We start from the raw sequence: 5,778 nt of genomic DNA, 5'->3' as shown, positions 1-5,778 counted from the left end.
TCAATATTATCTATTTTAATAGCTTCATCATTAATACTGTTTTCTATATCTTCTAAGTCTTCAATAGCTAATAAATCTTCTTTGTTTATATTGTTTACAGCATTTTCTATTTCATCTAAATTAGGAAGTTCCAATTTACTTTTCTTATCAATGTGCTTTTTATTTTTTGATTCTATTTTATTTAAATATTCTATATCTTCATTTAAAGTATCTAAATCATAATTAAAGTCATCAAGATTATTGTCTTCATCATCAAAATTATTATATTCATCATCTTCTAAAATATTATCATCTGAATATATACTATCATCTTCTATATCAGAAACATTTTGTGCTTTTAATTTTTTTCTTTCATATAATGCACTTGATATTAAAAATATTAATGAAGAACAAAGTATAATAAGTAAAATATATTTTAAATATCTTTGTATTATTGGTACATCAAGCTCTAATATTCCAACATTAAAGTTATATATATCTTTAACATTGCTTGAATGTAATATATATGAATAAGCACCTATATTTATTACTCCTGGATTATTCATATATTGATATAATGCATCTCTTGAAATACTATTAATATTTATAGAAGGATTATAATATATTACCCCATTTGGTATAAGTAAGAAGTTTAAATTGTATGAAGTATTTTCAAAAATCTTTTTAAATACGCTTGCTACTATATAACCAACCTCTAAACCTTTTTCATTTTTTATAGGTTTAACAAAATAAACTCCATCGAAGTCTTGGTCAAAATAAGCTTTTTTATTATTTATTTTCAATGCATTAAGGTTTATACTTTTTCTATTGTCTGGAGAAGAGAATACTGCTTGTCCATCAGAAAAATAAAGACCAACAGTATCAAAAGCATAATTACCACTTCTAAAAATAGATATAATTCTATTTTTTTCATCTTCATTCATTCCATTTAATACTACATTTTGAAGTAGTGAAGGGAAATTATAACTCTCTATTATTTTATCTAGTCTATTATCATAATCATTTATAAGACTCAATATATTATTCTGACATATTAAAGATGTTCTATCAAGCTTTTTAGTATCTATGTCAAAAGCATCTTTTTTTAATCCAAATACAAAAGTAATAAATAGAGCAATAATTATAGCATTAAGTAAAATAGCTATATATACAAAAATAGAAATATTATTATGTCTATCAAACATAAAAAACCACCTATATTATTTTTTAGTTATACTTTTTCTAGCATCTTCTTCTGCTTTACTTATTATTGAAGATAACATCTTATCAAAAGCAGCAAATACATCTTCTGTTCTTTTAGTATCTATATTTTTTATTTTTTCATCATTACTGTTGTTTTCTATATTATTATATGAATTGTATATTTCCATATTAATATTTTCTTTTATTTCTTCTTCATCTTCCACTTTTTCTTGTATGTTTTCTATCTTCTCTACTTCTTCATTTGTTTCTTCTGTTTCTGAATTAAAAGTATTTTCATTACTATAATTATTATATGATAATGATAAGTCACTTTTGATAATTTTTCTATCTCTTATATCTTCATGATTAAAATATTCATTATTAGAATATTCATCATTTAGAGAATAATATTTATTGCTATTGTCTTCGTCATTTTCTGTTTCTTGATAATTTTGATATTCTTCTTCAGCTTCTTGAATGATTATCTCTTCATCTTTATATAAATCTATATCATCTTGAACACTTTCTATTTTGTATTCTTCATTATAGTTATTATCATATTCACTATCATGTTCATCATACTCTTCTGTTTTGTAAATCTCTTCTAATGTGCTATTATCATTATATTCTAATATTTCATCATCTATTTTTTCTTCTTCTACAAACTCTATTAAATCTTCTTTTTCTTCATTTTCTAATTCTTTATCAACTTCATTTTCTATATAGCTTAATGAATAAATATTTTTGAGATTATCTTCATTTTCTATATTGATGTCTTTTATCTCTTCTGTTGTTTCTTCTATTATTACTGAATTATTATTTATTTCTTCATTATCTTTTGCAGGGTCATAGTTATTAAATTTTATCATACTTACAATATTTGATATGTCTTTTGCAATATTGAATTTATTTTCTTCTTCTTTTTTATTATTATCGAAATATTTTTCTGGTATTTTGTAATGAAGTTTTTCTATTATAGGCGGCATATCATCTATTGTAGCTGCTTTAGGTATATCCGCCTTTACTAAACTCTCATCTATAAATAACTCATTTTCTCCTTTAACACTCTCTAAAAAATCTCTATGAGTTTTAATTTGCATCAAGTATTTAAAGAAATTAATTATTCCTGTTAATATTAATTGGAATACCAATATAAGCAAAGCAGTAACAGCTAATACTATTAATTCAAAATAATTAGGATACTCTTTTCCTATCATAGATACAGATAGTGAATCATTAACTATAAAACTAGGCTGTTTTTTATAATAAGCAAACCTATTAATAACACTAGATACTTTTTCTATGGATTTTTCTCCTATAGACTCTCTCACATTATAAACTAAATCTCTAGAGTCACTTATATAAAGCCTTTTGTCTGCCACTTGATAATACATAGCTATATCAGAAACATAAGAATAATCATTTCTTGTAGTAACAATAATTTCACCATATTTATTTTTAATATATTCCATTATATAGAATGCATTTTCATTTTCAGCATTTAATACTAAAGAGCCTTTATTTTTTACTTCTTTTAATAGATTATCCTGTAATTCTATAGGCCAAGATTTATGATTAGCCGAATATAAATTAAGTCTCATTTTACCATCTATAGAAAAAACTGTCATACTTCTTAAATAAGGGTTTTCTAAAGTCATTTTATAATAATCGTTTTTATATTTTTCTAATTCTGTTTTAGAATAATTTTTGTATGGGTTATAATCTTTTAATATATCCGCTGTTTGATACATACTATAACCTACATAATCTGATATAGATTGAGTTATTAAATTTACTTGATATTCTGAAACTGTATTTCTTTTTATTTTTAAGTTAGTAGCAAATTTATCCATCATTTCCATCATCATATCTAGATAATCATTAATTAATACAGATACTTTGCTATTTTGAGGCAACACTGTATTGCTTGCCACTCTTGCAAACATAGCAACTATAAAAATCATTAAAAATGATATCATCAGACTAAGAAGTGTTTTAATAATTTTTTGCTTTTTATCATTATTCATAACTCTAACCCTTATATACTACTATAGCTATATCTTTTTTATTATTATATTTTATCGGATAAAGAGTTTTTTACTTGAAAACTTTATTTCGAAAGGATATTTGTAGTTTTTATATATTTTTATAAGTTATTGAACTCTGGTATCATTTTATTGTAGGTGCAAAATTGTTTAAATCCTATATTTTTTAGAATTTCTTTTGCCTCGTTTATATGAAAGCCCAAATGACTAGGCTGATGGCTGTCGCTTCCTATGGTTATAATATTTCCGCCTAATTTATGATATAATTTCAATATATCTATAGAAGGAGTTGTGTCTTTTAAGCCATATCTCGTATAAGAAGTATTAAACTCTATTCCTTTGCCATCTTCTATCACTATTTTTAATATATCTTCTATAATAGGTTTTACTTTTTCAAATGGGTATATTCCTTTTTTATCATATCTTATAATTAAGTCTAAATGCCCTAACACCGAATAATTTTTAAAACTTTTCACAACTTGAAGAATCTCTTTATAATATGCTTCATTATATTCTTTTTGGGTTTTATCTCTTTGAAAATCCTGTGTCCAGAATTCTTTATCATTTACCTGATGAACAGAAAATATAATAAAATCAAAATTGTATTTTTTTAAAATAGCTTCATATTTATCAATAGTATGAGTTTGTATTCCACATTCAAGACCTGTTTTTATATTAATTTCTTTTGAGTATTTTTCTTTCATTTTGTTAATATCTTCTATATATTTAGGATAATTAACATTTGTAATTGTGTTTTTATCTTTTATTTTAATTTCGTCCCAATCTTTTTTTATGCCGTAATCTACATGGTCAGTAATGCAAATATCATCTATATTTAGTTTTATAGCATCTTTTATAACTTCTTCTAATGGATAATTAGAATCATCGCTAAACTCTGTATGTACATGATAATCTGCAAGCATATTAATAATTCCTATTTTTTATTTTTACATAATTATATATATAAATTATTTTTATTGTATATATTTTTATAATTTTTTTTAATAATCAATTAGTAAAATAAAAATTAGGTATCAGTAAATACCAATACCTAATCAAACAATATTATAATAAAAACTATTATAATGTTTTCATGTCTATTACATATCTGAACTTAGCTTGTCCGCTTGTAAGTTTTTGATAAGCTTCATCTATTTGGTTAGCAGCAATAATCTCAGTTTCTGGGTATATTTTGTGTTTGAGAGAAAAATCAAGCATTTCTTGAGTTTCTTTAATACCGCCAATCATAGAACCATAAACTTTTTTACCACCTGAGAATATTAATCTTGCTAAATCTATGCTTTGTTTTAATTCAGCAGGAGGAAGCCCAACAATAGCCATCTCTCCGCCGTATTTTAATAAGTCAACATAATTATTAACATCATATCCTGTAGGAATAGTTGATATTATTAAATCAAAACGAATAGGTATATCTTTTGTAGAAGTAAATAAATCTTTTGCTCCCATCTCTAAAGCTTCTTTTTTCTTTTTGTCGTTACGAGCAAATACATAAACATCTGCCCCCATATTAACAGCATATTTTACAGCCATAGAACCAAGTCCGCCGAAACCAGCAACACCTACTACATCGCCTTTTTTAACGCCAGAGAATTTAAGAGGCGAGTATGTTGTAATACCAGCACATAAAAGCGGAGCAACTTTTTCCATTGGTGCATCTTTTGGTACAGTGATAGCAAACTTTTCACTTACCACTATATTGTTTGAATATCCTCCGTAAGTAGGCTCATCATTGTGAAAATGGTCTTTACAGTCATAAGTAAGCACAGTCTGACCTCTTTCGCAAAATTGTTCATGACTTCTTTTGCAAGCCTCACATTCTCCGCAAGAGTTTACCATACAGCCCACACCAGCATAATCACCAACTTTAAATTTTGTAACATTCTTTCCTACTGCTACCACCTTTCCAGCAATTTCATGACCAGGCACCATTGGATATATTCCTTCATGCCACTCACTTCTTGCAGAGTGTATATCACTATGACATATTCCTGCATACATTATCTCTATTAAAATGTCATTGTCTCCCATAGAATGCCTTGAAAATTCAAAAGGTTTAAATGTGTCAGTTTTGCTATGAACAGCATATCCTTTAGCATTTATTCTCTTTCCAGAATTAGCTTCTTCCAAGTTTTTTTCTAATAACATGTATATATACTCCTCATTATTAAATATGTTTTATTATATTATTTATTATAACATTGAAGTGCACTCTAATGTCAATATTTTTATATATTAAAATGTATGAGATTTTTCTAGTTTTTATTGAATATGAATTATAATAGTACATTATAAATTTTTTATTCAACTTTTTCCCGCCTTCGCACCCATACCTAAAGGTACTCCTTTCAGTCGCAGGCACTTCCTACGGTCGCGGTGCGGACTTCGTCAAAGTTTTCGCCCTTCGGGCACACTTCGCGAAAGTGCAATTATTATAACTTTATATATTGCTAATGTATTAAATATATAGGGTAATACCCTAATTGTAGCTTAAAAATGCAGCCTTTTTGGTTCTTTTGGTCACAAAAAGAAC

At 25.8% G+C, this 5,778-nt stretch carries 3 protein-coding genes and 1 pseudogene; all 4 read right to left on the bottom strand.

Annotated features, from left to right (window positions below; all coding sequences use genetic code 11):
- Positions 1–1,184: pseudogene (locus E6A48_RS09485) on the bottom strand (AAA family ATPase); the annotation flags it as partial.
- Positions 1,185–1,199: 15 nt separating this feature from the next.
- Entirely contained in the window at positions 1,200–3,209 is a 2,010-nt protein-coding gene (locus E6A48_RS09480; protein WP_219709973.1) for a hypothetical protein, read from the bottom strand.
- 119 nt (positions 3,210–3,328) lie between these two features.
- On the bottom strand, positions 3,329–4,150 hold the full coding sequence (locus tag E6A48_RS09475; protein ID WP_219709972.1) for a histidinol-phosphatase HisJ family protein: 822 nt from the start codon (positions 4,148–4,150) through the stop codon (positions 3,329–3,331).
- A gap of 157 nt (positions 4,151–4,307) precedes the next feature.
- Complete coding sequence (locus E6A48_RS09470; RefSeq protein WP_013243703.1) at positions 4,308–5,393, bottom strand: NAD(P)-dependent alcohol dehydrogenase; 1,086 nt, start codon at positions 5,391–5,393, stop codon at positions 4,308–4,310.
- Positions 5,394–5,778 lie beyond the last annotated feature (385 nt).

Source organism: Brachyspira pilosicoli, from assembly GCF_019402445.1.
GTDB lineage: Bacteria > Spirochaetota > Brachyspiria > Brachyspirales > Brachyspiraceae > Brachyspira > Brachyspira pilosicoli_B.
This window is presented reverse-complemented; position numbering and strand designations above follow the sequence as displayed.

Coding starts and splice junctions, on each gene's coding strand:
- E6A48_RS09480 (WP_219709973.1), bottom strand. CDS start 3,209: ATGAATAATGATAAAAAGCAAAAAATTATTAAAACACTTCTTAGTCTG.
- E6A48_RS09470 (WP_013243703.1), bottom strand. CDS start 5,393: ATGTTATTAGAAAAAAACTTGGAAGAAGCTAATTCTGGAAAGAGAATA.
- E6A48_RS09475 (WP_219709972.1), bottom strand. CDS start 4,150: ATGCTTGCAGATTATCATGTACATACAGAGTTTAGCGATGATTCTAAT.